Annotated in this window: 22 protein-coding genes; 2 read left to right on the forward strand and 20 right to left on the reverse strand. The window is 49.2% G+C overall.

The genetic code is table 11. The annotated features are described in order from the left end of the window. Nucleotides 1-10 precede the first annotated feature (10 nt). From DW922_RS09890 to DW922_RS09980, 19 genes are all read right to left on the reverse strand, one after another. The gene (locus DW922_RS09890) at nucleotides 11-2395 is read right to left on the reverse strand and encodes an ABC transporter permease (protein WP_118552398.1); all 2385 of its coding nucleotides are present in this window, start codon (nucleotides 2393-2395) and stop codon (nucleotides 11-13) included. 14 nt (nucleotides 2396-2409) lie between these two features. Further along, the gene (locus tag DW922_RS09895) at nucleotides 2410-3075 is read right to left on the reverse strand and encodes an ABC transporter ATP-binding protein (protein WP_118024200.1); all 666 of its coding nucleotides are present in this window, start codon (nucleotides 3073-3075) and stop codon (nucleotides 2410-2412) included. A 112-nt stretch (nucleotides 3076-3187) separates the two neighbouring features. Further along, nucleotides 3188-3448 (reverse strand): hypothetical protein, encoded by a 261-nt coding sequence (locus DW922_RS09900; protein ID WP_080908638.1) that lies wholly within the window; start codon nucleotides 3446-3448, stop codon nucleotides 3188-3190. A 128-nt stretch (nucleotides 3449-3576) separates the two neighbouring features. Continuing rightward, nucleotides 3577-4608 carry a HAMP domain-containing sensor histidine kinase gene (locus DW922_RS09905; protein WP_118479222.1) on the reverse strand — a complete coding sequence of 344 codons (1032 nt, stop codon included), beginning with the start codon at nucleotides 4606-4608 and terminating at the stop codon, nucleotides 3577-3579. Next, nucleotides 4605-5294, reverse strand: a complete 690-nt coding sequence (locus DW922_RS09910; protein ID WP_039959333.1) for a response regulator transcription factor — start codon at nucleotides 5292-5294, stop codon at nucleotides 4605-4607. The genes DW922_RS09905 and DW922_RS09910 overlap by 4 nt, the downstream gene beginning before the upstream one ends. Before the next feature lie 236 nt (nucleotides 5295-5530). Next, nucleotides 5531-6160, reverse strand: coding sequence for a hypothetical protein (locus DW922_RS09915; RefSeq protein ID WP_118479220.1), 630 nt, complete (start codon nucleotides 6158-6160; stop codon nucleotides 5531-5533). Then, on the reverse strand, nucleotides 6153-8627 hold the full coding sequence (locus DW922_RS09920; protein WP_118479218.1) for a hypothetical protein: 2475 nt from the start codon (nucleotides 8625-8627) through the stop codon (nucleotides 6153-6155). The genes DW922_RS09915 and DW922_RS09920 overlap by 8 nt, the downstream gene beginning before the upstream one ends. Continuing rightward, nucleotides 8624-10741, reverse strand: a complete 2118-nt coding sequence (locus DW922_RS09925) for a hypothetical protein (RefSeq protein WP_118523227.1) — start codon at nucleotides 10739-10741, stop codon at nucleotides 8624-8626. The genes DW922_RS09920 and DW922_RS09925 overlap by 4 nt, the downstream gene beginning before the upstream one ends. A 110-nt stretch (nucleotides 10742-10851) precedes the next feature. Further along, nucleotides 10852-12876 carry an NAD-dependent DNA ligase LigA gene (gene ligA / locus DW922_RS09930; protein ID WP_118479214.1) on the reverse strand — a complete coding sequence of 675 codons (2025 nt, stop codon included), beginning with the start codon at nucleotides 12874-12876 and terminating at the stop codon, nucleotides 10852-10854. After that, entirely contained in the window at nucleotides 12876-13199 is a 324-nt protein-coding gene (locus DW922_RS09935; protein WP_003501931.1) for a hypothetical protein, read from the reverse strand. The genes ligA and DW922_RS09935 overlap by 1 nt, the downstream gene beginning before the upstream one ends. Next, entirely contained in the window at nucleotides 13196-13453 is a 258-nt protein-coding gene (locus tag DW922_RS09940) for a hypothetical protein (protein WP_025529721.1), read from the reverse strand. Before DW922_RS09940 ends, DW922_RS09935 begins: the two co-directional genes overlap by 4 nt. A gap of 66 nt (nucleotides 13454-13519) precedes the next feature. Then, nucleotides 13520-15706, reverse strand: coding sequence for a PcfJ domain-containing protein (locus DW922_RS09945; protein WP_118479212.1), 2187 nt, complete (start codon nucleotides 15704-15706; stop codon nucleotides 13520-13522). 1 nt (nucleotide 15707) lies between these two features. Then, nucleotides 15708-16250 carry a hypothetical protein gene (locus DW922_RS09950; RefSeq protein ID WP_050624134.1) on the reverse strand — a complete coding sequence of 181 codons (543 nt, stop codon included), beginning with the start codon at nucleotides 16248-16250 and terminating at the stop codon, nucleotides 15708-15710. Nucleotides 16251-16275: 25 nt separating this feature from the next. Then, complete coding sequence (locus tag DW922_RS09955; protein WP_182439116.1) at nucleotides 16276-17196, reverse strand: Cas9 inhibitor AcrIIA9 family protein; 921 nt, start codon at nucleotides 17194-17196, stop codon at nucleotides 16276-16278. Nucleotides 17197-17268: 72 nt separating this feature from the next. Continuing rightward, nucleotides 17269-17517, reverse strand: coding sequence for a hypothetical protein (locus DW922_RS09960; protein ID WP_025529719.1), 249 nt, complete (start codon nucleotides 17515-17517; stop codon nucleotides 17269-17271). A 15-nt stretch (nucleotides 17518-17532) separates the two neighbouring features. Continuing rightward, nucleotides 17533-19326: a YodL domain-containing protein gene (locus DW922_RS09965; RefSeq protein WP_118479208.1), complete on the reverse strand. Its 1794-nt coding sequence runs from the start codon at nucleotides 19324-19326 to the stop codon at nucleotides 17533-17535. Between the two features lie 42 nt (nucleotides 19327-19368). After that, complete coding sequence (locus DW922_RS09970) at nucleotides 19369-20526, reverse strand: hypothetical protein (RefSeq protein WP_118479206.1); 1158 nt, start codon at nucleotides 20524-20526, stop codon at nucleotides 19369-19371. 69 nt (nucleotides 20527-20595) lie between these two features. After that, on the reverse strand, nucleotides 20596-22869 hold the full coding sequence (locus tag DW922_RS09975; protein ID WP_118479204.1) for an ATP-dependent RecD-like DNA helicase: 2274 nt from the start codon (nucleotides 22867-22869) through the stop codon (nucleotides 20596-20598). A 14-nt stretch (nucleotides 22870-22883) separates the two neighbouring features. Continuing rightward, nucleotides 22884-23951 carry a lambda-exonuclease family protein gene (locus tag DW922_RS09980; RefSeq protein WP_050624129.1) on the reverse strand — a complete coding sequence of 356 codons (1068 nt, stop codon included), beginning with the start codon at nucleotides 23949-23951 and terminating at the stop codon, nucleotides 22884-22886. Nucleotides 23952-24865: 914 nt separating this feature from the next. Between DW922_RS09980 and DW922_RS09985 the strand changes: the two genes are divergently transcribed. Together DW922_RS09985 and DW922_RS09990 are read left to right on the forward strand one after the other, a co-directional pair. After that, nucleotides 24866-25066 (forward strand): hypothetical protein, encoded by a 201-nt coding sequence (locus DW922_RS09985; RefSeq protein WP_003501914.1) that lies wholly within the window; start codon nucleotides 24866-24868, stop codon nucleotides 25064-25066. Nucleotides 25067-25118: 52 nt separating this feature from the next. Then, nucleotides 25119-26351, forward strand: coding sequence for a site-specific integrase (locus DW922_RS09990; RefSeq protein ID WP_006874387.1), 1233 nt, complete (start codon nucleotides 25119-25121; stop codon nucleotides 26349-26351). A 129-nt stretch (nucleotides 26352-26480) separates the two neighbouring features. Here DW922_RS09990 and DW922_RS09995 read toward each other — a convergent pair whose 3' ends face one another. Then, on the reverse strand, nucleotides 26481-26957 hold the full coding sequence (locus DW922_RS09995; protein ID WP_080908660.1) for a hypothetical protein: 477 nt from the start codon (nucleotides 26955-26957) through the stop codon (nucleotides 26481-26483).

Raw genomic sequence — 26957 nt, forward strand, 5'->3', positions numbered from 1 at the left:
CCGCCTCTGGTTAGTCCATGGTCTTGATCCGCTCTACAAGGGAAAGCCGTTTAGAGTAACGGACAGCAACCAAAGAGAAGATTCCGGTCACGACCAAAAGTGCCAGAACAAAAACAACCGTTTCCATCAAAGGGAATTGATAGGACAGTTCCCCAAAAATATTAAAGCTGCTGATCACATAGTCAAAAATCCAGCCCAGGATTCCGCCAATGCCAACCGACAAAAATACCGTAACCCCTGCGTACCACAGGCATTCTGCGATCAGCATACGGGAAACCTGCTTTCCGGTCATTCCCACAGACTGCAAAATCCCAAGCTCCTGCTGCCTTGCCAGCAGATTGGTCATCAGGGTGTTGACCAGATTTACCATGGAGAACACAAACAGGAATGCCAGCAGCAGATAAACACCGCGGGTCATCATCTTTAGCTGCGATTCCAGGGATGCCGCATGGTCTGCTCTGGAAAAGACCGTCAGCACCGGATTTTCCAGCAGGCTGAAAATAGACGCCCTGAGCGCATCCGAGTCCTCCGATGTATGGACATTCCAAACAGCCTCTCTGTTCTCAATGTCCGGGTAGAGCTGATCGGCCAGTTCTTCTGTAAGGGTAAACAGGCCCCATGCGCCGGTGCCCGATGTCACTGACGGTTTCGCAATCCCCATGACCGTTACTTCTATGGCCTTACCGTCCATGGATTCAAAGGTCAGCACATCCCCAACAGCAGGCGTATAGCCATAAAACATACTTAAAAGATGATCTTCCGAATCAGTCACGACCACACCGTTGTTTGCGGCAAGCTCCTCATAATCTGCGCTGCCTTGTTCCAGATTTTCCTCTGGCAGCCATTGTTCCATCTGCTCTCTGTCAAATACAGGGAACTTTAACGCAACACTTTCCTGGGGGAATTTCACCGTTGCGGATGTTACTTCATGGCTGGTGATAGATTCCACACCATCTATGGCAAGAAGCTCCTGACGAAGTTCTTCTGTCAGTGGATTTTCCCGCGCGATGGCAGGCAAGCCTTCCGCGCCTCCCGAATCCATCCAGCTGACCTCATAGTTACAGTGATCTCCCATGGCTTCTATCGCCATCTTTTCGGGGCTGATGGAGTTAAGTACCGTAGCGGCTGTTACCAAAAACACACCCGTCAACCCGAGAGATACCAGGGTGATGACCGTCTTTTTCCTGCTCCGCCTAAAGTTCATCTGTGCCATAGAGAACGGCGTAATGCGGTGGTTTTTCTGATCCTTCCGGTCTGTTGCCGTTTCATAACCACTGGAGCGGACCGCTTCGATGGGGGATACCCTCGCCGCCATGCGGACAGGCGCATGAATGGACAGAAATACCGTCAGGGCGCAGGCTGCTGCGGTCGCAGCCAGATAGGGCAGATTGCCCATCCAGCTCCAATGTGCCGGGAAAATAGCAAACCCGATAGCCCCTCCAACCAAAAGCCCCAGCGGGATACCGCAAAGAGATAACAGCAATCCCTCCCGCCGCACGATCCGCCGGATCTGTTTTGGTGTTGTGCCGATCACTTTCAGGCGTCCATATTCCCGCATTTTGCCCTTTACGGAAATGAAAAAGATACTGTAAATGACCACGGCACAGGCAACCAGCAAAAGGATTGCCACGGGAATGTAATATTTCATCACGCCGGACTTAAAGCCCTGCATATCGAAATAGTTGGAACTGTAAAAAATCTGATCCTCTGAGACATCGTTGGCAGAAAGGAATGCTGCAATACCCGCCTTGAGCTGCTCCAGCTCCATATCATCAGCACCGGTATAACGAAGCCGAAATTCAAACAGCGGCTCTCCCTGCGCCATCTCCTCCACAAATGCTTCAGATACATAAAGCTGGAACATACGGGAGTCATTCTCCACATCCATGATACCGCTGACGGTATAGGTCTGCTTTCCGTTTCCAAGATTCACTTCTATGGTCTGCCCGACTTCTGCGGGGATTTCAAAATAATCAAGAAATGCCCGTTCTACCAGAATTTCATTGGCAGCCTGCGGAAGCGTCCCGGTAAAGGAAGGTTTCTTCCCCAATTCCATCCAGTTGGCATCCGCATACTCCACAGTCAGAACGCTGTCACCATAGCGGGCGGAACCGTAATTCTGGGAAAGACCCCAGCGTTCCACTTCCGGGCAGTCTTTCAGTCTTTCAATCGTATCACGGTCACAATTCACCACAACCGCCTGATACTGTCCCCGGAGATCCGCCTCCAGTTTTCTGTCATTTCCCGCTCCTGCGCAGAAAATCGCCGCCATCAAAGCAGCCGCCAGAGCGATCGTTACGATCACAAACAGGTTGCGCCGCTTGTCTGTCTGAATACTCCTTGCCGCCAGTCTTTTAATAACCGGCCCTGTGTCATTTTCAAAAGGCAATGTCATGTCTGCCACCTCCTTTATCCAACGATTTTGCCATCCTCGATCCGTACAATACGGTCTGCAAGCTGGGCAATGGCATCATTATGTGTGATCATCACCAGCGTCTGGTTAAATTCACGGCTTGTTCTCTGCAAAAGCCCCAGCACATCGGCGCTGGTCCTGCTGTCCAGGTTTCCGGTGGGTTCATCGGCAAGGACGATAGCGGGCTTTGACACCAGCGCGCGGGCGATTGCCACACGCTGCTGCTGTCCACCGGAGAGGTTGTTTGGCATATTCTTCAGCTTATCCTCCAGTCCCAGCATGGACACCACATCCGCCATGAATTTCTGATCCACCGTATCCCCATCCAGCTCCACCGGCAGGACGATGTTTTCATACACATTTAGGATTGGCACCAGATTGTAGTTCTGGAAAATAAAGCCGATATTGCGGCGACGGAATATGGTAAGCTGCTCGTCGTTCATCTTCGCCAGCTCCTTATCCCGCACCATCACGCTGCCGGAGGTGGGTGTGTCCAGACCGCCCATCATGTGAAGCAGGGTGGACTTACCGGAGCCGGAAGTGCCGACCACCGCCACAAATTCGCCCTCCTCCACAGAAAAGTTCACGCCATCCAGGGCGCGGGTAATGTTCGGCTCTGTGCCGTAGTATTTTTTAAGATCAGTTGTCTGCAAAATTTTCATAACAGTTACCTGCCTTTCTTAATTTGTTGAGTATAGGGTAAAGGGCAAATGTTGCAGAATTGTCCTAAAGGGTATGAAAATCCATAATGAATTGCTTCAATTTTAGGACAATTCATTTTCGTGTGTCTTTTTTATAAAGCCGGATAGATATAAGCAAAACCATTGCTAACTGAATTACAACAAAAAACAGCGTCAGCCAAACGCTCTCATAATAAAAAATATCTGTCCAGAAGATCACCAGATCTACCAGAGCCACCACACCAGCCGACCATCTAATTTTTCTTGGAAAGAAGTGCCGGAGCAGCAGCACAACAACAACCGGCGGGATCAGCAAGCAAGCTGCATTGATGAGTAATGTCTTTGTGATTTCCATAAGGCCACCTCCAAATTCATGATGTTGCTGTCAGCATAAATCCCAAATGTTGCAGAATTGTCCTAAAATCCATTGTCCTCTAAAAATTTTTCAAAAAAGGCAGCCTGCCAAAACAGACTGCCTCAGAATTATTTTATGGGCAGGAACACGGAAAAAGTTGATCCTTCCCCAACTTTAGACTCGACGGTAATATAGCCCCCCTGCATGGTAATGATCTCTCGGGCAAGGTATAAGCCGATTCCGACCCCATCTATATCATGCACCGCTTCATCCCGATAGAAGCGTTTGAAGATCGTGCCCTGAGAATGCTCCGGGATGCCTCTGCCTGTATCCGTCACATCTATCCTCAAATACATCTCCCAATCCCGTACCCTCACCTGAATGCTGCCACCAGCAGAGGTGTACTTTACCGCATTATCCAGAATGTTAAACAATGCTTCGGAAGTCCAGCGGCTGTCATGGGATATTGTCAAATCAGATGGGCAGTCCACCGACAGGCTGATCTCTTTTTGTTCCATCGGAGCCAAAACACCATTGATGGCGCTCACCAGCGTATCCCCGATCACAGCATCCTGTTTCTCCAGCGTAATGACACCCGTTTCCAAACGGGAGGTTTTCACCATTCCCTGAATGAGAAAATCCAATTTATCCAGCTGCGTGCCTGTGGCCTGCAAAAACTCCTTGCGCTTTTCTTCTGTCAATGGCCGTGTCAGCATGGTATCGTTGATCAGCTTCAAATTTGCGATGGGGGTTTTGGTCTGGTGGGAAATATCTGATACTAGGGATTGCAGTTCTTCCTTTTCTCCCTCTGCCGTATGTCTGGTTTTCTGCATCACATTATAGAGCCGTTCCAGACGATGGCTAATCCGAGACAGCAGTGTTTCCGCTTCATAGTCTACCTGGGGCCGGTCTGTACTGTCCATCATGTGATCCAATGTCTGGCACAAACCATCGGTGAACAGAGAAAGTTTCTTTTGAAAATAGTGCAGAAAAACCATGCCCCAAATGTAAAATGCAGCTGTCAAAATAATGCCGCAGATGACAACACGCACATCTTTCGTCAACAGGAAAAAAATCAACAGCAGCAAAGCGGCAGTGAGCAGAGTCCCCGCCACAATTTTTCTCAAAAATACCCTGACAGATAAATTTTGCAGCTTCATCGTGGCTCACCGCCGATCCACTGGTATCCCATTCCATAAGCTGTCTTAATATATTTCCGCTCATCTGTTTCGATTTTTTTGCGGATACGGCTGATGATCGTCGTTAGAGTATGCTCATCCACAAAGTCTCCATCAATGTCCCACAGCTTCTCTAAAATCTGCCGCTTGGTCAGAATAATCCGGGGGTTCTTTACGAACAGGAACAGGGTGCGGTATTCCTTCGGTGTAAAGTCCAGGGATTCTCCGGCAAGGGACGCACTTTGTTCGGAGAAGTCGATTTTCAGAAAGCCATCGTCAAACAGATCATGCCGAGGTGTCCGCAGCTCCAGATTTGCAAAAACCGCCGCCACTTTTTTACAAAGCACTGTCACAGAAAAGGGCTTAGTCACATAATCCGCGCCGCCGACTTCATATCCCTTGAGCATATCGCTCTCCTTATCATTGGCTGTGATAAAGATGATATAGGTATGCTGACCGCGATTCCGGATTTCTTCACACAGATCCAGTCCGCTGCCATCGGGCAGGTTAATATCCAACAGTGCCACATCAAATTCATTTTCCCGCAGCTTTCTTACCGCGCTGTCAAAATTAAAAACAGAAATGACCTCATATCCATCAGAGGTCAGATTGTATGCCAATGTCCGATTCAAAAGCTGATCGTCCTCTACAATTAGAATCTTCTTCAAGACATTCACTTCCTTCCTTATTTTTCAACTATACTGATAGGATAAACACAAAATGTTACAGAAATGTCCTAATCAGATATTTTTCTTTTTAATTATAGGATAGCCTACTTTTCAGCACAAGAATAAAAATATGAATACATACAATAGTTTCAATGTCATGTTGGACAACAAGAACACCGCCGCAAACTATACGATTGCGGCGGTGTTAACTATGTATAAAATCTTCCTACAGGTTTTTATGTATGTATCCCGTATTTCGCCGTTTGGATGTTCTCTTCACCATGCAGGATTACTCCGCCACAGGTCTTTGTGCCCTGTACCATGTAGCCCTCAAAAAAGAAGCTGTAAGGCAAGTAATCATCTGTCAGGACGATGCGTTCGTAGTTGTACCAGTTAAAATGCTGATCCAGAAATTTCCCCAGTTTGTGCCGCAGGATAGGATTCTCCACTACAGCCTTGAGATTTTTCCGGCTGTGAAACTCCAGCGTTGGTCTGTTCTGTTCCGGAATGGACAACAGCCGCCACCGTGTTCTATCAACGGTTTCTCCCTCACCTGCCGCATATGAACGGAACGGCTCATAAGGCAGTCTTATTCGCTCGGTATAACCGGAAACGCTGTCTCTGCCAGCATCCTTCAGCCATGTGAAGGAAAACTCTAGCACTTTGGCACCGCCTACGGCATCACACAGCCGCAGTTCTGCATAGGAATGGATATCTTTGGTGATCAAATACTTTTTCTCCTCCAGCCGCTGCAATTCCTTTTTCAAAATAATAAAGTACTGCGGCGAACAGCCACTTCTGGAACGGGTCTTGAGGGAAATACTATCCCGATCCACATAAACTGTTGCCATTGTCCTATTATTCATAATCCACCTCGTTTCTGTTATGTGCTCCTGCATGATGCATGGCAGTCTGTATGACCAGGAATGGATGCTCTACATACTCCTCTTTTGCTGAGGTATATGCTGCTCCTCCCAGAGAGTCCAGATACTGCCATCCGTTTTTGGATTTTGAGATGTACACATAGAACGGTGCAAGCACATACTCATCCCGTTCATAGCAGCCCAGATACCGTCTTGCAAGTACTGCCACAACACCCAGCTCTGCCGCTTTCTGTGTCGTTAGGGAAACTGCCAGTTTCATTACTTCCTCTTTTTCAATATCATTGAGTCCGAAAGTATAGATACTCTCCAGGAACAGCACAGGCTTCTCACTGGTAACAGGCTTTCCGATATCCATGTTCTCCTGCGACAGATCAGCAAAAGAAAAATCGACGGCAGGCGGTTTTTGAAATGCACCTTTTGTCAAGCGGAGACAGGCACGAGCCACCACCGCTTCATCCTTTTTCACAAGGACAATCTTCTTATTAGAGTCAAAGGCAGCTAACAGGCACTCCCTCTGGCTTCCAGTACGGTAAGACAAGCAGGTACTATGAGGAAGTTCACCAAGCCGCAGAGTGTGGTAAAAATCATCCACCTCTTCTGCCCAAAATGCACCTCGCGCCAACGAAAGATTTTTCTTCCAGAGGCTCTCCTGCATCTCGCTGACAGGGTAGCGAATCTCACGCTGCAGGTCACCAGCAAAATATTTGAGTTTATAGAACTGGCCCATCAATTCAGCCTGTACGATCCGTCGCAACGCTTCAACAGCCAGCTCCTGCCCGTCCAGTTCCCCATAGAGAGCGCGTACCATAGCCGCGCCGCCCTGCAGTAAAAATTCCGTGACAGTCTCCCGGTTCTGCTCCACAAAATCGTCCGAAAATGCCAGTTTTTCTTTTAGATCCAGCCAGTCTGCATCTGTTGTCAGAATATCTTTCCGCACCTGCTTCCAATCCGTCCTTTCCAAAAGAGCCGTCATATTATTGAGGGTAAATACCGCATCCGACTCTGTAGTGAAATCCGGTATGAATGCCTGCAGCTGCGTATAGTGTTGCAGCAGCCCCATGGCAATCCGCCGGGTCAGCCCACAGATATGTCCAAATGAACCCCGATACCATTCGCTAAACGGCCTTTCCAACAGACATTTTCCAAGCTGCTCCAACTCTGCATCTCCTGTATACTGGCTGACCAGATCCCGTTTTATCAGCTGCCGAAGCGTCAGCAAACGCTGATCTATGGAAAGAGGTGTCAGCATAGTGTATAACCGGACATAAACCTCTTTCTGATGCCAAAGCTGATACATTTCCTCAAAGGTGTACTGCTGCCCTTCTTCCAGAAGCGTAAAGAAGCTGTCGCTGCGGTTCACAGAATCGCTGGCTTTCAAATTCTTCAGCGTCAGGGAATTGATGTTGCAGTGCTCACAAAAGCCCGGCTCAAACAATAGAGAGTATCGCCCCAAGGACAGGAACACTTCACTGTTCTGATCCACCAATTCCAAAAAATGCTTTTTTCTATGTTCCACCGCATAAATGAGAATTGAAAACTGGAATTGCCGGACAGCATTAAAATCCAGATGGAGCCTGCCGGCATACAGAGCATTCAGATAACTCAGTTGGTTGCATAAAATTTCTTCCCTCTGTTCCTTGCTCAAAGGATGTGGCTGGGAGATAAACCAGTTGAGGTCATATTGTCCGGCATGGTTGTCCAGCCAGAGGCCAAAAAAAGCAGACAAATCCTCTGCGTCATATTCAAATACAGCCAACAGCCGGCGGAATTTTCCCACATCGGTCATTTTCATCCACCGGAGATCTTTCAGTCGCTCTACTGACAGAAACAGCCGCACGCCATACCGATAAAGCAAGATGCAGACTCTCTGGAGCGGACAATTCTGTTCCAACAGTTCCAGAGCTTCCCGTTCATTTTGATGCCAGCAAAAAAGATACGAACCAAGAAACGGCTGCCGCATCATATCCCGCTGGTGCTCCGTCAGCATGGAAAGTCCCTTCCACTCCGCAATGGGAAAAGTCTGCAGGTTATCCAATATGACCTGCTCCTCTTCTTCATACATCACAAAGGGAAAATAGTATTTCAGGTATTCAAACCGCAGGGAAGGCAACAGTTCCAATTTCATGACTGCCAGCACCTGCTCTTGGGGATACGCTGTCAGTCTCTCTCCATACCCGTCTGCCGACTCTAAGGCTGAAGCAATTTCTTCATCGCCAATCTCCTGCCTGCACAACGCACCATAGAGCGCTGCAAAGTCCGGCACCCGAACCAGTTCTTCCTGTATCCGCTTTGTCTTTCGGATGTGCAGCCGTTCCTGTAATTGAAGTGTCTCCACCTGTCCACATGCCTGCGCTATGGCATCCTCTGAAAAGCTGCCTGTAAGCGTCGGAAGCAATCCGTCATCTTTCATTCTGGTCAATAGGGTCAGATGTTTTAATGTATTTCTCATGCTGCTTCACCTCCGATCATTGTCAGTACCATATTCAAAATCTCATGCCTTGGCCGGGGTTCAGACTCTACCAGTTCACCACACAGCTCAAAAAAGGCGTGTGCATCTTTGGCATCCATTGTCTGCACACAACCGGCGGGCCATTCCACCAACTTATCAAATGCCATATCCAGTACCTCTTTCTTCTCATCCCTGTAATAATATCCCCCTATGAATTTCACAAGAGATTCGGCGCTGCCGTTATAAAGTTGCTGCAGCTTTTCCCGTTTCTGTATGGTCCGTTTTTCCTGCTCCAGTCGTTTTTCCTGCTCCTTTCTCTCAGCTTCGGCTCTGTGCTCATCCTCCAACTCTTCCTTGGAATAGAATGTTTCCTTCAGCCGGTTGATTTCATAGCCGTTATACTCCCTGTGGAGCAAAAACTGCCGCAACACCGCTGCCAGCGCTTTTTTATCATAAAGGCGTTGGATCTCCGGTGCTTTTAAGGCACTTAAAACGAAGTCCTCATATTTTTCCGGCTCAGTCTGGAAAACTGAACGCTCCACCCAGTCATAGAGCTGTCGATGCTGCTCTGCAGATAGGAATGGACGGCTGATGTATGTTTTATATTCCCTTCTGCTGTAATACCCCTCACTCCTGACAAAGCATTCGTGAAAGTAAAACCGCTTGCCAAATATCGTTTGAAGTTGGGAAAAAGTGTACTCAGCCAGTAGCCTCTCTACAAACCGGAAACACCTCCAACTTGAAATTCTCAGGGCATACTCCCGCAGCAGTTTCAGTTGTGGCGCATCTTCACCATCTTGCCGATGCTGCTTGAAAAACTCCCATAGATTGATTTCCTTCTTTTCCGCCAGAAAGGCAAATGCCCGCCTACCGTTCGTATGCCAACTTCTGAAATATTCTCCATAGTCAGCTCCGGTCAGTTCCTGATATCTGGAAAGCCACTGTTTCAAAGGGATCGTCTGTCTGGAATGCAGCATCTGCAGGGTAAACAACTCCATGTAGTTATCCCGCTCCAGTTCCTTCGCCAGATTATCGTACTGAGGATCAAACACATCAAATCGGTACGGAAAATCCTTCTGTATCGTTTGATTCATCCATAACAGTGTTTTCGGTGCTGTGGGGTTCAAACCATATTGAACCGCTTCCCAGAGTCCCTGAAATCCTTCGTACTTGACCGTAAAGCTGTTATAGAACTGAAACAGCCAGCCAAGATACTCGTAAAATTCTTCCGAAAGATCCTTTGGAGCATTCAGAAGCATCCGCCCACACGCTGTTGCGATTTTCTCGGCAGTGATGCTCTTGGAACTCAACCGGTCCGGCAGCCTGTCCGCCCATACAGCGAGAGAGTTTGCCAAAATGATTTCATCGCAGCGATACCCTGCTTTAGTCAAAACCGAAAATTCGCGGCTGTCGGGCTTCATATTCATATATGGCAGTTTCATCAGCGTGCGCAGCACCAGGTCGGCTTTCCCGCGGTATTTCTTTGCCTGCTCTTCATAGAACCGGATGAACCATTCCAGCACACCAAAATCATATACCAGTGAAAGTGTCCGATTTTGTGTGAATAGATGACTGAGTTGGGTATGCATCACCTCATAGCCATGTTCCCTATCATCAAATAACGACAGTACAAACAGGGCTTCTTCCGTTCTCGTACACTCTCTTTCTGCCAGTTTCTCCAACAGGGCATGGCGCTGTGCCGCATCTGTTTCCAAAAGATACAGAGCGCCCTGCAGGTACACATCTTCTCCGGCAGATCGCCGCAATTTCTGGAGGAATGCTCCCCGCTGATTGCCCACAAACATATTGTCAGACTGGATCGCACAGGTATTTCCCAGCGCCAGGGCCAGAGCGCGGAGAACTCGGACATCATTGCCCAGTTTTTCCTCAAACCGCTCCAACACCTCGCCAGGATAACGCAGATGATATGGTTCAAAATAGCCGGACACATCCGTTTCCACCTGCCATATCTGCATCGCCCTTGTTTGTCGGTAAGTCCTTCTCGCCGTATCGTCCTGAGAAGTCTGTACTACCAATTCGGCAAAGGCATGGTAAAGCTCCAAATCAATAGCCCTCTGATATACCCGGTAAACCGGTATCCTGTCGATATGCATTAAAATCCCTCCTACCTGAAATCTTCCATAAAAGATATGGGGAGAGAGCCGCAGCATGGCTCTCTCCCCATTGATCAACTGACAGCATACCGATGGTATGCTATATTTTCTTACTCAGCGCCGGCCATGCTGAAGAACTCCGCAGGTGACAGTACCGTAACGCCCAAATCCCTGGCCTTGGACAACTTGCTGCCGGCATTTTCGCCGCAGACCAGATAATCCGTCTTCTTGGACACCGAGCTGCCGGCATGGGCTCCCAGTGATTCGATCAGGTCATTGATTCCGTCCCGGGTGTAGGGTTCCACCTTGCCGGTAACTACGATAGTCTTTCCTACAAAGGGATTATCCTGCACCCTGTCTTCGCTGTGTTCTGCCACAGCAGGCTTTTGAATACTCATCATAGTCTGTAACTCCTCCCAAATACAAAAATTATCTTCCACGCAGAACCAGTCGTGGATATTGTTATGCAATGTCTCCCCGAAATCCGGAAGCTGCCGGAAATCATAGCCGCCATAGACCGCATCCCGAAACTCATCCAAATCATAGTGGAACACACGACCCAATACCTTGCTGGCAGTATTGCCGATCATAGGAATGTCCATAGAAATCAGATACCGCTCAAAGGTGGTGTTTCGGCTCTGCTGGATAGCGTCCCAAAGGCGCTGCCAGGACTTTTCACCAAACCCATCCATGCGGACGATTTCAGCCCGGTAACGATCCAGACGGTAAATATCCAGATAACTATGGATAAATCCCTGACCGATGAATTTTTCCAATGTAGCCTCCGACAGCCCTTCAATGTCCATTGCCTTCTGGCTGACAAAATGGACGAACTTTTTCAGCCGACGTGTCTCGCAGTCAGGGTTATCACAGTACAGCGTCTTGATGATGCGATCCTCGCCATTTTCGCCCTTTCCACTTGATTCATGGATGCGGGTAGGCTGTCCACAGCAGGGACAAACATGGGGAATCGTATCCACCATAGAGAAGCCGCCTCTGTCCAGATTTTCCTCCACGTGGGGGATGATCATGTTTCGTTTGCTTACCAGAATCCGGTTTCCAGCCATCAGTTCCAGATCCTCAATAAAGGACAGGTTGTGCAGACTGGCCCTGCTGACCTCACAGCCATCGATTTCCACCGGCGTAAATACTGCTACCGGAGCAATCTCTCCGGTTCTGCCCGGCGTCCATTCGATGTACTGCAGCAGGCTCTCATGCAGGTCATCTTCAAACTTATAGGCCAGACCGTCCTTATAGTGATGTCCGGTGCGGCCGCAGCTCTGGGCATAGGCGATGTCGTTAAACGAAACCACGATACCGTCAATGGGGATATCTTTGTCAGTGGCATATTGCCGCAGCTGATAGATACCGGCTTCCACATTTTCCAGCGTCAGTTTCTGCTTTGTGACCAGATACTTACAGGGCTGGAACCCCAACGCGCGCAGTTCCCGTAGCTTATCTGATTTCCGGGTCAGGTGCGGAAAGCCCTCCAGCACACCAAACGGCATGAAAACCAGCCGACGCTCCTGGCATATCTTGGCATCCATCAGACGGATGGAACCGGCAGCCAGATTGCGGCCGTTTTTATAGGGCTTACCGCTGCTGTCCTGTAGGCTGGTCTTCAGTTCCTCAAAATCACTGGGTCTGATAAAGCCCTCGCCCGTCACAACCAGTCTCTCTTTGTAGGTGATGTGGGAAGGGATACCGCTGATGGCTCGGGTGTTATGGGTAATGATCTCCCCTTCGTCACCATCGCCACGGGTAGCCGCCTCCAGAAGTTCTCCATTCTCATAGGTCAGCTTTACAGTCAAGCCATCCAGTTTGAGCATCAGCATCACCTGCTGCTCACCCATGAAATTCAGAAGATCCATACTGCTCTTAGTCTTATCCAAAGACAGCAGCGGGATCTCATGTCTGGTTTTCTCCAGCCTGCTCACCGCAGGATAGCCTACTGTCTGGGTTGGCGAATTTGCCATTTGGATTCCCGTTTCCTGTTCCAGCTCTTTCAACTCGTCAAAGAGTCTGTCATAGACCTCATCTGACACACTGGGAGCGTTGTGGTTATAATACTCATCCCGATAACGGTTGAGCCGGTCATTCAAGTCTCTCTGCTTTTCAAAAATATTCCGTTCCATTATGCTGCCTCCTTTTCAAGTACCCGGAAGGACATAACCAGTTCTTCTTCCGTATGCTTCTGTTCACTGTCGAAAACACTGCAAACACCGTCTGCAAACTGCCAGTGGGCGGCTCTGCCCCACCAAAGGATCGGGCCGCGGCCGCCGTTGCCTCTGTTGGCAGACGCATCTGGCTGATTCGCTACGGTACTATAAAAGCCCTGCGTGTTTACCAGCGTAATGTTCCGTATCTGCCCAATACATTCCGGCCGACAGTGATCCAATATCTCCAACTGCGTCCCTTCCCGAAGTGTCCTGCGCAGCTGATTCAGGTTTTTGATCATGCAATTTTCTCCTTTCCCCGCCCCACAGGGCAATCCTGCTGTGCGGTATGCAGCCCATTTCTGCCGGCTGCATATCTGCCAAAATTTAATTCATGGACAATACGCTGAATGGCGTCATCATCGTCCCACGCTGCGTGAAGCGTATTCCGCTCTGGCCCGGCTCCCACATGGACACATACCTTTTCACTGCCAACCTGCAGCAGCACATCCTGTCGCCTGGCGCAAACCACTGCCAGATTTCCAATTTGTTTCATGCTCTGCTCCTTCCTTCTTCATCAATGACCGGACGCCCTCAAGGACGCCCGGCCATTCTCATTTTGTCACGCTGCAGCAGCCAATGCCGGAGACTGGATGCTATCCGTGTTTTCCATCAGGTCAGCCATCAGCACATCCGCCAAAAGCCTTCCTGCCAAATGGCCGGTATGAATGATGACCCGATCCTTCTTCAACTGGATAAACTCCTTCTCACGAAGAATCCTGCTTTCCGCAGCCAGCGCCTTGTCGCTTTCTGTCAGCCTGGCAGTAATCACCCGCTGCCACTTCTGCAGAAACTCGGTCGCCTGCTCAATGTCCTTCTTCTGCCGGTCATATTCCGTCCGTTTCTGCCGCACTGTTCCATCTGGCTCCACTTCCAGCGTGTAATAGGCATGGAAAGGATCAGCCGTTTTACGCAGAAACATCACAAAGCTTTCTCGCCGCTCAATCCGGTCCCAGTAGCGGTCACTGCTGCCTGCACAGTGATGGAGCGCACGCCCCTCGGTAATAATGTCCAGAATACCGTCTGGCACCACTACCATGTAATCCGCATCGGCGTACTCATATTTCGCTTTGATTTCCTGACAGATAGCATTAACATGGGGGAATTTCTCCTCCATCTCCTCGGCCTGCAGTTCAATATCCTTCTCCTGGCATTTGAGCACCAGATCATCGTGGCGCCGCCGCAGTTTTCTGGTGCGATATACGATCTCATCATATACATCCATGTGCAATTTCTTTGCCATGGAAAGATAATCCTCCCAGGTACGCAATACCTCATGGCTGTTTCTCCGGAAGGATGGCATCTGACGCCGTACATAGTTATAGACCTGCACCATGCTCATGCGGTCAGCAATGAACTGGACATCCCTGGGGCTAATGTTCTGCTGACACATCCACAAAAGGACATTATCTGGGATTTCCCTGTCGGTGCCCTTTTCATATTGCAGCCACCGCAGCAGATCACAGCCTCCATTATGGAGCCGAAGTCGCTGAAACCTCCTGCTGTCAAGGCCCAGAGCTTTAATCAGACTCCCGGCACTATGGTTTTTGATTAGTTCACTGACTGTTCCGCAGGAACTGAAACATTCCTTGGTAAGCTTCGGCAGGTTCACCTTGCTGATCTGCTCCATTTGCGGTATCCGTTCAAGCACTGCCAGATATTTTTCCGGGTCAACACTTTTCTGCTTCCGAATCCAGTTGACCAGCCCTGTGCATCGAAGTTCCTTCTGTTCCAGAGTTGGCAGCGTTTTTCCATAGACCCGTCCATCATGTGAACCAGACCAACTATAAGAACAGGGGCTTCCGGAAATCCAGCGCATATTTCGCTGTTTATACAGACCCCAATAGTAGGTTCTTGGTTTTCTTTCCCGGTCATAAATCGTGCGCCGGATTTCCTGACAATAAAGCTTGGAGTTTGGAAGGCTTTCTTTCCCATATGTCCGGTCAGCCTGAAATTCACGAACTACAAAACCGTCTTTGCATCGCTGGATTAGGTAGGCAAAATGTTTTTCTGTCTGCATATACCCCGCTCGTCCATAGGCTTTGAATACCACCGGATGTCGGCAGCAGCTACAGCGGCCTTGTTGATTGTGATGGGGATGCACCTTGATCGGCACTTCCTTTTCGCAGTAGGTACAGTAACCTGTTTTGGCGCCGCCCTTTTTGTAGTGGTAGTAAATGTAATTTTGCCGGATGGCAACCTTATCCACCCAGCGGTTCCAGTCCTTGGGAAGCTCCGGCACCTGTTCCATATCCTTATCCCATGGATCAGTTTCCCGCCGGTGCCGCTGTTCGAGCTGTTCCTCACGCACATTCCGCTGAAACTGCCGGATTGCCTCTACCGCTTTTTTATTGATGTTCAGATATGCCTGTATAGATGTCTCATCTTCCTCGCTGACCCAGTAGGCTTTGATATACCAGTATCGGCGCTTCCAGTCCAATCTGTCCAGTTTGGCCTCACACCATTTCTGGTTCAGGCTATTATAAGTAATAAATTGCCGCTTTTCTTTATCCAGATACACTTCGTAAGCTGGGCTATTCCCGTCTATGCGAAGATGCTCTGGGAAAAAGAAAGCCACCTTCAATATCCCATCCTGCGTGATGCATCTCAGGTAAACATAATACTCACAAACCTCCTGAACATATCCGTAGGCGATTTTTTCTTTTCTTGGCAAGTCTGACGCCGCGATCTGCTTCATCTCATCCGTCGCTGTCAGCTTGGGAAGTGCCATCAGGGCTCTTTTTTTCATCTCAATTCACCGTCCTTCTTGTCAAATCCACGCCATACCACACATCCGGCAGTAATGTGACACCATCAATTTGTCCTACAGCAACCTGTACGATACTTTCCGAATCCGGCGCTTCCTTCGCAAAAGCAAGGATGTCTCCCAGTCTGCCGGTGGCAACGGGGTCTTTCCCCCGTACCACCGCATAACCGCAGTTCGCCATTGCCCGGTTGGCTGCCACATGGGAACTCCACACCCTGCGCGGGTGATCTACCATGTAGGCCAAACCATGTAAAAACAGCTCCTCTTTGGTTAGCCGCTTAATCACAGTCAACTCCGTACAGGCGATTTTGGAGTCATGCTCATCTTCATCGATGTCGCCGCCGGCGTTGACAATATAATATTCCGAATGCTCCAGGCTGGAATAATAGCTAAGGCAGTCGAGCGGATTTTCCGCACAGTGAAATCCATTTTCCCTGCAATTTGCTTTTTCAGTCGTATTGAGCCCCATCACAAACTGATAGCCACGGCATATCAGCCCGGGGCGAAAACCCTTATAAGCAATCATTCTGCATTTTTCCTCCTTTGCCGGCTCAGCCTGCCTTTGCCATCCCAAAATCCAGCAGCGACATCTGCCCATCCTGAGAAGGCTTTTTTTCCTCCTGCTTGGGTGCCGCCTTGGGTTCCGTCTTTTTCTTCTCTGCCGCCTTCTTGGGTTTGCTCTTTGCAGAGGACTTCCCAGCATACGGCTTGGGAACAAACTTCTCCTCATCCTCATGGTCTTCCTTGGCATCAGGGTCACGGAAATAATCTTCCGCCCACTGATAGCACATATCATCCGGCACATCGCAGCCATATGTCTGCTGTCCGGGACCAGGGCGGGTTCCGCTTGCTTTTAGTTCATCCTGCACATAATCCCATGCCTTTCGGTTGATGTACTGGAAACAGCGGATCATGTTCTTTTTCGGATGCATCGTCAGACGGGCAAACGCCGTATCTTCCATACAGAGCATCTGGATATGCTCGGACACACATTCCTTCATATTTCGCCGTGTCAGTTTTTCTACATCGGTACTCACCCTCTGGGTAGAGGCCGCGATTACTTCTTCATCACTCATCGCTTCCAGACGGGCGATTTGCTCCTGCTCCGCGGCTTTCTTCGCCTGCTGTTTGGCGTCAAATTCCGCTTTGCGCTGGGCTTCAGCCGCCTCATGCTCCGCACGCTTTTTTTCTTCATCTTCTGCGGCGGGCGGTTGTGCCGAATTCCCCTCCTCAGCAGACTTCTCTTCCCCAGCAGGCGCTACTTCATCCGCAGGTTCCTCCTCTGCATCAGCCAAAGCAGTCTCACCGGCAGAAACCGAAGCCGCCGATACTGGGACAGTGTCTGTACCTACAGGCGGCACAGGCAAAGATTCCATCTCCTCCAGCTCAAAGGCTTCATCATCCTCAAAGGCTGCAGACGAATCGAACATACTGTTTTGCTGCTCCATTGCTATTTCTGAAAAAACACCCATTGTAAAATCTCCTTTCGCAAAAAATGGCATGGAGTAGGCCGTTATGACCCTTTCCATGCCATTGTGTGTTGCTCACAGCACATATAAAAGTGTGCTGAAGCTGTCAAAACAGTAGCAGACCACGCCAGTATACTGCCTTGACCATTCCTTGATTTTGTCCTGCACCTCCTGCGCAGTCTTTTGATTGCTCATGTTCCAGGGTGGAGGTACCGTTACGGTAAAGTAGCCATTCTCCAGACAACTTCTGACATCTGCCGGAAGATTGGAGCACTGCTCATACAGTGCTGTAATCTGGCTTTTCTTCTTTTCTGCAATACGCATCTGACCCCTATCCCTTCATTCCTGTTTTTGAGCAGGCTCCGGAAGTCTTTTACACAAGAATGGGGAGAAGCGTACCGGCGCAAAATCCCGGCAGTCATTCACATAGAAGTATGTGCGTTTGCCTTGGCAGTCCAGTTCCACCACATCAGATGGAGCCAACGGACGGCCTCTGTAATCTTCCGGCAAATGCTCATTAAAGTCCAAGAACAGGCGCCCCAGCACTTCCATGTCATTCTGCCCCTTTGGGCAACAGACCTCTGCGCTCCATACCGTCTGATAGGCGACGGCAGGCGGCTGTTCATATCCAGCTTTACGCAGTGCATCCAGTTGCTTGAACGCGAAAGGTACCGTCTGTGTCTCACCCAGGCAAAGCTGGTAAATGCAAAATCTCCGGAAAACTCTCTGGCTGTCCAGAATATCCTTCAGCGCCCGATTGCCCTGAGCAAGAAATATCTGATACTCTTCCTTTGTCAGCCCCAGATACTCTGTCAGATCCAAATCTTTCTCCGCTCTGGTGTGCCAAAGCTCGACGCAGCCATCTATATAGGTAAAATCACACTTACCGCACAGATATTGCTGCTTAAAATTCATTCTCTGCACCTCCTTTTCCTTCTGTTCTTTCTCCCGAAGGGCAAGCTGCCAATCATCAAACCCTTTATAATTCGGATTCCAGGTCAGCCGACGACATGCCATTCCATTTTTTCGGGCCATCAGATAGATCTTAGATGCCCCATTAGAGGTCATTTGGTTACTGTACTTATCCATATCATGAGCCTCAATGATCTCCTCAGTGCCATTCTGTGCCAACAGTGCAAACAGCGTATCCAACTGGCTTGTGTTGTTTGCGCCGGCAATCGCCGCAAAAGTCCGGTTTGTCAGGCAGTGTGAGATGTCTGCTTTCAGCAGTCCCTCAATGACATAGACCACTCGAGCAGATGGATGGCCGATAAAATGTACCGGGCTCCCGGATGTGACGCCCATATTTTTGGACGAGGACGAAAACCAGATGTATTTGGCTCCTGACTTATCCGGTGGATCATCTTTTTGCTTGAGCGGACTATCCAAAAGTATCTGCAGGCCATGTATCATACCGTCGTATCCCACAGCCGGAATCAAAATCCCTGCGTTTTTTCGGTAGAAGTTCATGGTCCAGCGCCCGCTGTCATCCAGATAAAAGCCGGGCACCCCCTCCACCTTGCATCCCTGTTTCATCAGCCGCTCGGTAATGGAGCGGCAAAGGAATGGGGGTGGAGTGCTCTTGAACCCAATCCGGTCGATCTGTTCATCCGACAGTCCCCGTTTTGGGGAGTGCAGATGGTTGCGGTGGGCAGGCTGAAGAGGCAGCATAGCGAGCAGCAGCGAAAGCGTTTGATGAATTTCCTGTCCGCTGGCCCGTTCTGCTTGCTGCACTGTTTTTAGTTCGCCCCTCCTCTCATATCCGGCAAGGTCGGTCTGAGTCCCCGAAACCGGGGACCCAGTGCCAGCCTGCTGGTTTCCTGCCATCTCATATCCAGAGTTCGGCCGTTCCCTGTGAAAATCGTTGCACAGGGCTTCTCCTATCTCCCAATACGCATCGGATGTAGTCGTATTGTTTAGCCGCGCATAAAGCGCAAGCATACCGCCATGCTCATCACAATAATTGCACCGCCAGACATTTTTGACGAAATTCACATTCATCTTGCCGCGGCGGTCACCACAAAACGGGCAATCCACATATACACTGTTTGCCTGTCGGCGTCTGATTCGTAGATGTAGAAGTTCCACTACATCCATAATACCGAACGGAAAATCTCCTGGATATGAGTCCATCTGTTCTCCCTCCCTTCTTGACCCCATAGATGGGGCTGCTTATCATCCGGCTTTCTGTGCGGCCATACCATCGAGCATGATCTGCGCCGCAGCACGAACGATATTGTTGGTGCTCTTGTTGCCTGGGGTGAGGTAGAATTTCAGACTCACCGGACGCTCCTTGGCAACTGTTGCCATGGTCTTTCCTTTGCTCAGACCACTATCCACCACCACATTCTGCGCTTCTTCAAAGGTCATTACCTTCAAGATGTCTTCTACCGGAGTGCTCTCCGTATAAGAAGGCGCCACAGGCTGATCGGGTGCTTCCTGTTGGACAACAGGCGCCACAGGCAGTTCTTCCGGTTCATCCGATTGGAATACGGAGGCGGCCGGCTGCTCAGACGCATCATCCTGTTTTGGACTGCTATCCAATGTAACCTCGCGGCTCGGTACCGGCAGCTCCATATTGGGAGCATTCTCCTCTACCTTGCCGGCAGGCAGTGTATCCATATTCTCCTTCTCTTCTGCAACCATCTGTTGGACAACTGGCTGTACCGGAGAAACCGGGGGCTGTTCATTCTGAACCGGCTTTGCCGCAGGTTTCTGAATAGGCGCCGGACGAGCAGGAGCATTACGGCCCTCTACGGCGTTCTGAGGCGCTCTTTCCGGCCGGGCATGAACTTCCCCGCCAGATTGCCGCAGCGCCGCTCCAGGGGCTTCTACGGGCCTCTGCGCCGCATTTGGCATCGGTTGCTGGATAGGAGCCGTCCCGGAAAGCGGAATACTGCTTCCAAACACCTTGCCCGTACTGTCAACAGCAACATCGGCAAACTGCAGACCGAAACCGGCATCCGACAGCGCAGCACTCAATGCCTCATCCTGGGCAGCCTGTACATAGTCGGTACCTTCTTCTGCACTGTGTTGCGAAATGTAACTACTGATAGGCTCTGCATCACTGCGGTCCAGATAAACTCTGGCCTCCATAATCGCAAGCTGTTCCGTGATCCGCAGAGTAGTCAGTTTCATGCGGCCCTGGGGGTGACGCAGGCGAAACCACAGCTTCTGATAGGGCAATTCCAACTGCAGCATTTCCTCATTGGTTTTTCTGGACACCTTATGGCGCAGAAATTTGAGCGGGTCAAAGCCCGGCACCTTGTTCAGTTCTGCCACTGCCGGAATTGTTTTGTACATCATAGGCATCGGATTACTTTTTTCGTTCATGTTGGAAACTCCTTTCTGACATAAAAATAGGAGACGCCAAGTGCCATTTCTGCACCTGACCTCTCTTTTTTAACTTGCGTTCTTTAATTGTTCTTCCAACGCAGCCGGAATTGGGATACCGGCTTTCTTTGCGTAGGCTTTGAAGTACATCTGAATACGCATACCCAGCAGCGTATTCCGCTTGCCGATCTCATTACGATGGATTGCCATAAACAATACCTGTTTCTGCCCAATCAGCACCACCCGCTTTTTGGCACGCGTGATTCCGGTGTAGAGCAGATTACGGTACATCATGATGGTGTGCGCTTTGAGCAGCGGCATAATAACGGTCTCATACTCAGAGCCCATAGCCTTGTGGATCGTAGTAGCATAAGCCAGATCCACATTGCTCAAATCATCTACGCCATATTCCAGCGTCCTGCCAGCACCAAAATCCATGCCGATCTTTTTGCCCTGGTCAGTGTCCTTAATATACCGGATGAAACCCAAATCACCATTAGATACCTTTTCTGTGTTCTTGGTCTGCATGATGCGGTCATTGACCCGGAATATCCTGGGGCCAAACTTGATTTCCTCCTCCGCAGAGCGGAATGGGTTGACCAATTCACGAATGGTCTCATTCAGCTGTTCCGACGACGCGGCACCTTCTGAACGGAAAGGTGAAAGAATCTGCACATTCTCAATGCCACTCTCCTGTATCTCCAAACAATACCGTTCTGTAATCTTTTCAGCGGTGTCTTCCTGACTATCACCAGACACGAAAACAAAATCCGGTCCATAAAACAGTTTGGTATTGCCCTCGTTGATAAATTTGGCATTATAGGCAATCAGACTATCCTTCGACTGACGGAAAATCTGATCCAGCACCGTTACTGGGACGATTTTGGTCTCGATGATTTCACGAAACACATTTCCTGCTCCTACGCTCGGAAGCTGATCTGGGTCGCCTACCAGTACGATTCTGGCATTTATCTTCATGCGTTCAAAAAATTTCTCAGCAAGCCACATATCCACCATGGAAAACTCATCCACAATGATTAAATCGGCCGACAGTGGCTCTGACTTTCTGTTCCGGCTACCCTCATCCTCTTCACTGGTCAGTCCCAGACCACTGTGTAATGTTCGGGCATCCTCAAAGCCGGTACTCTCCGACATCCTGCGGCTTGCCCGACCGGTAGGTGCCATAAGAGCAATTTTGCCATCAGGGTGCAGCCGCCGGTAAACCTCAAGTATCGTCCGCAGCACTGTTGTTTTACCAGTACCAGGAGAACCCGTAATTACTGACAAGCCATGCCTAAATGCTGCATAGACCGCAGCCTCCTGCTGTGCAGACAGGCGCAGTCCCATTTCAACCTTGACCTGTTCCAGCACCGGCGCAATATGCTCTACTGGCATCTGGGCGACCAGACGCTGGGCGATCCGGCGCGCCGTTTCGTCCTCTTGGGCAAACACTCTGGGAAGATAGATATTATCCTTCACGGAAACGACTGCTCCATTCAGGATCATTTCCTGCATCATATCCCTGACTTCCTGCTGATGCAGGCGAAGCTCCGGTACAGGTATCTTCTCATTGAGCAGTTTCAGCGCTGATTTCTCCAGTTCTTCAGAACTGATGTACAGATGGCCTCGTTTACTCTTGCCCTCATCCAGCGCACAAAAGATAGCCCCTTTGATACGCATAGAGTCATGGAGATTGCCCCCGCTCTTTTGTACGATTGCATCTACCCGCCGAAATCCAAAGCCGGAGATCTGGCAAAGCTCAAATGGGCTCTTTTCCAAAATCTCTACGCTGGTCGGGCCGAAATATTGATATATTTTCAATGCCGTCTTGGGAGTAATCTTAAACGGTGCCAGCAAGGTCATAATTCCTTGGAGCATACGGTTTTCTGCATAAGAAGCTTTGATGTCCTCCAATTTACTTTCCGTAATGCCCCGGATCTCCAACAGCCGCTCCGGCTGGTGTTCCAGAATATCCAGTGTGTCCACACCGAACCGCTCCACAATGTCTGCGGCAGTTTTGGGACCAATCCCTTTGATAAGCCCGGAGGCAAGGTAGCCCTCTACGCCGTTTTTTGTTCTGGGCACAATTTCACGCCACTGCTCCACCTGGAGCTGGACACCATACTTGCCCTTTGTCCATTCACCATCCAGTTCCAACTCTACCGCATCTGTCCGTGGAATCTCATACCCCACAGCTGTAAAGCGAATCAAATGGTCTTTGTATCGCCTGTTTGACCTGGCCTCGGCTGGCACGCTCTGATCTGCGGTTTTTACACTGACGATACAAAACTTATTGGCAGGATTATAAAAAATCGTCCCGTCGTAGGTACCAATACAATTCATCCTTTTTCACCTCACTAAGCGGCCTCCATAATCGAGGCTCTAACACTGAACCGTCTGGATTCGGATACTGTAACAAACTGCTCGTAAATATCCGGATGCTCCAGTTTCAACCGAAGCAGGTTATCCTTGTCGATGATGGACTTGCGAACAGGGGTATAGGTAACCGTATAGTTCACTCCCTCCTGCTCACAGACTGCAGTGCAGCTGGTACCCATTTCCGCAATCAACAGTGCCTTCAGACGCTGAATATCCTTGTCGATTTCTTTGGAGTACACCTCTGCATTTTTCTTTTCATCCAAAAGCCGCAAATACTGCATGAGTTTTGCAGTCATATCCAGGTCGAGTGCAACGGCCGGGGCATTTTTATCTGCCGGGCCAAAGTGTTTGCGTGCGCTCTCAATAATCAAGGCCCCACTTTCTGTATAGGGCGGCGGCACATGGCGCTGCACATGGTTTTCCCAGAAATACTGCTCCAAAAAGACCATCTCAGCCTCATACTCGAAATCACGCTTGACCTCCCGGATAATAACTTCCTCCTCGTTGTTACCATACAGGCAGCAAAAGAAACATCGGTCAAGATCCGTTACTGCCATATAATGACGCCCCTGAGATTCATAGTAGACTGGAACAGTCTCCTTCCCATTCATCCACCAGTTATCTCTGGCATTATAGTTTGTGGTCTTGATCTCAAGGATCGCTGTGGTGCCATCCGGCAGTTCCACAAAGTAGTCCACATCAGCCAGCATCCAAGGATACTGGGGGTGCTGGAACATCTTTTTGATTTGGTAGACCCGATATCCGGTTTTCCGCTCGAATATCTTTGCTACCAGAGGCTCCAGCAAATGCCCCATTTCCATGGCAACCCAGTTGCCCTCATCATCTTCCACTGACGCTATGTTCAGTTTGTCGTAGTACAGATCCCTGGCTGTCCGGAATGGAGAAGTGCCAAAGATCGCCGATACATCGCTGCCGCCGATTCCACGGCGCCGGTAATCCAGCCAGTCTTCTTCTGAAAGATCTGCCGTTTCTACCAGCACCAGCGGTTCATGCCGCTTTCGTTCAGCACTATTGCTGCCAGACATATCAAATCCCCCTTCGTGATCTTCGGGGCAAAATAACTGCCCTCGCCATTGGTGCAACATTTCGGGGCCGGAGCGAAGATACTGCCTGTCTCTTCATCTTCCAGTCCGTGGAGTGTGCCGGCTTGACCCGCCGACCATTCTGCTTTCTTTTCTGCTTCACATTCATGTACATGACCTGCCTTTCTCAGTTTTGATTTATCCTTAAAGCCCTTTCAGGCTTACAGGCAATAAAAAAGCGAGAATGACAGACGGCATAAAGCCTGGCGTCCATAGTTGCCTATGAACCGATGTCATTCTCGCAATGGTGGGTAAATCCCGTAAAATAAAAAAGCCAGCAATATACCGGCCTGAAAAGGCGCAGTGATACTACTGACACAAGTACAAAATTAACAGCGTGTGCAATGCAGTCATTACTCCGCAACACAAGCCCTAAAGCCTGTGTACCCTGACGGGCAACGCACAAAAATCAATTACATTGCAATTCTAACACAATATATAGTGCTTGTCAATTCAAACATTCTATATATTGATTTTTAGATTTTCTTTAAATTTTCTTTCCTCTTTGCAGAAGTTCTTTCTTCCCCGCCTATTTATAGGATGTATCGGATCATTTGGTAATACCGGATGATCCCTACGCTCTTTTAGTACCTTGACAAATTCATAACCTCTATGGGGAGTTATACAGGAATTCTGGACAGTGTGCGATGACCACAGAAGCGCGCCCATAATCGAAGTGCTGCACAGCAGCAGCCTGAAATACACGGCAGAACCGTTCTGGCGTAGGAAATGGCCCCATTAGAGTTCTTTTGTTATTTCAATACCTCCTGACCTCAAGACCGTTTTCATTGTTTTTGTTGAAAACCTTCTTCTACAAATCGTAAGGGATCATTGTAATCGAAAAAAGGAGGACGATTATGGAGAAAAGAAAACCGAATGACCTACCGCCGGAGCAGTGCTTGGCTGTTGATACCGATACCCTTTGCAAACTGTTGTGCTGTGGAAGGCACACTGCAGTACAGATTGGGGATCTTGCCAATGCACGCATTACCATGAACACCCGTGTCCTATGGAGTGTCCAGCGTATCAAAGAATATCTTTATGATATTTCCGGCTAAATAACCATGCCAGTAAGGCGCACTACACTTTTATAATCAGGAGGTACCAGTAATGGCAAAAGTGAGAAAAGACAACAAAGGACGAAATCTTCGGCCCGGAGAAACACAACGGGCAGATGGCAGCTATATGTATGTCTACAAATTAGGCACTAAAAAGAAATATCTTTACGACTCCGATCTCGCAAGTCTTCGTGTCAAAGAAAAGCAGATCAACAAAGATAAGGATGATGGCATCCGTACTCAGGAAGCCATGAAGCTTACCCTGAATGATATGTTCAAGGTCTACATGAATAACAACATCAAACTGAAGCCCTCTACCAGAGCAAATTATCTTTACCTGTGGGACTTCTATGTGAAAGAAGAGCCTTTCGCTAACATGCCTCTGCCACAAATCCACAGAAGTGATATTCTCGCGTTTTATACCAAACTGCTGAAACACGGCTTTGCTATCAACTCACTGGAGAGCATCAACACCATTGTTCACCCTACGCTTGAAATGGCCGTGGACGACGATTACATCCGCAAAAATCCCAGCAAGGGCATTTACCGCAAGCTCAAAACGGATGGCAGCGCTCCAAAGCCTAAACGGCGGATCGCGCTCACTAAAACGCAACAGCAGAATTTCCTGCGTTTTATTGCCAAGTCCCCTACATACAGCCATTGGCTCCCCATCATGACTGTGCTCCTTGGAACAGGAATGCGTGTCGCAGAATGTACCGGCATTACCAAAAGCGATATTAACTTGAGCGAAAACACAATCTCGGTCAACCACAACTTAATCTACCGGGTCATTGACGGAAAAGCCGGATTTCACATTACCACTCCCAAAACTGAGAGCGGTACACGAATTATCCCTATCCTCTATCCAGAGGTGGCCGAGCAGCTTCGCCTCCAGATTGAAACCATCGACGCATTGTATCCAGACGATCAACTGGTGTTAGGAGGAGTGCACGGTTTTGTTTTCCGCAACCGAACCGGCTCATTCATGAGCGCCCACAATATCAATCGGGCGATTGAGAGAATCAGCGTAACTTACAACATGGAGGAAATGGATCAGGCTGAACTGGAAGACCGTGAACCGGATCTGCTCCCTCATTTTAGTGTTCACAACTTGCGGCACACCTTCTGTACCCGGCTCTGCGAAAGCACCAACGATGTTAAATTCATTCAGCAAGTCATGGGGCATGCCGATTTCTCTACTACAATGGACATCTACACCCATATCACACAAGAGAATATGCAGGAGAAGGCAAAAAACATTAGTGTGAACATGAAGCTGATGTAAAAAAGAAAGGCGAATCTGCATTTTATAAGCAGATCCGCCTTTCATATTGCTTCATCCGGTTTCGTAGGGTCTCGCGCAAAAGTTGTAGAAAAGTTGTAGTAACGCGATTTTTTGTAGTAAATGACCTCTTTAGTACAGCTTTGCTCCTGCCGGAATACTGTCATCCAGCATCAAAAGATTTAAGCCTTCCCGTCCGTCATACTCGTACACTGCGGAAATCAGCATACCCTCGGAATCAATACCCATCATCTTTCTCGGCGGCAGGTTTGTGATTGCCACACAGGTCTTACCAACCAGCTCTTCCGGCTCGTAATACTCGTGAATACCGCTTAAAATGGTGCGTTTCCGGTCTGTTCCGTCATTCAGTGTGAATTTCAGGAGCTTCTTGGACTTCGGCACTGCCTCACAGGCTTCGATCTTAACCACTCTGAAATCAGACTTGCTGAATGTCTCAAAGTCTACATCATCTGCAAACAACGGCTCGATTTTCACCTTGGAAAGATCAATCTGTACGCTTGGCGCGGACACGGTTGCATCCTCTGCAGAACCATTTACCGCTGCTTTTTCGGCTTTGTTTTCAGCCTTCTTTGGGTCCAGGGTCTTCAT

The organism is Clostridium sp. AM42-4 (genome assembly GCF_003480105.1).
GTDB lineage: Bacteria > Bacillota > Clostridia > Lachnospirales > Lachnospiraceae > Brotaphodocola.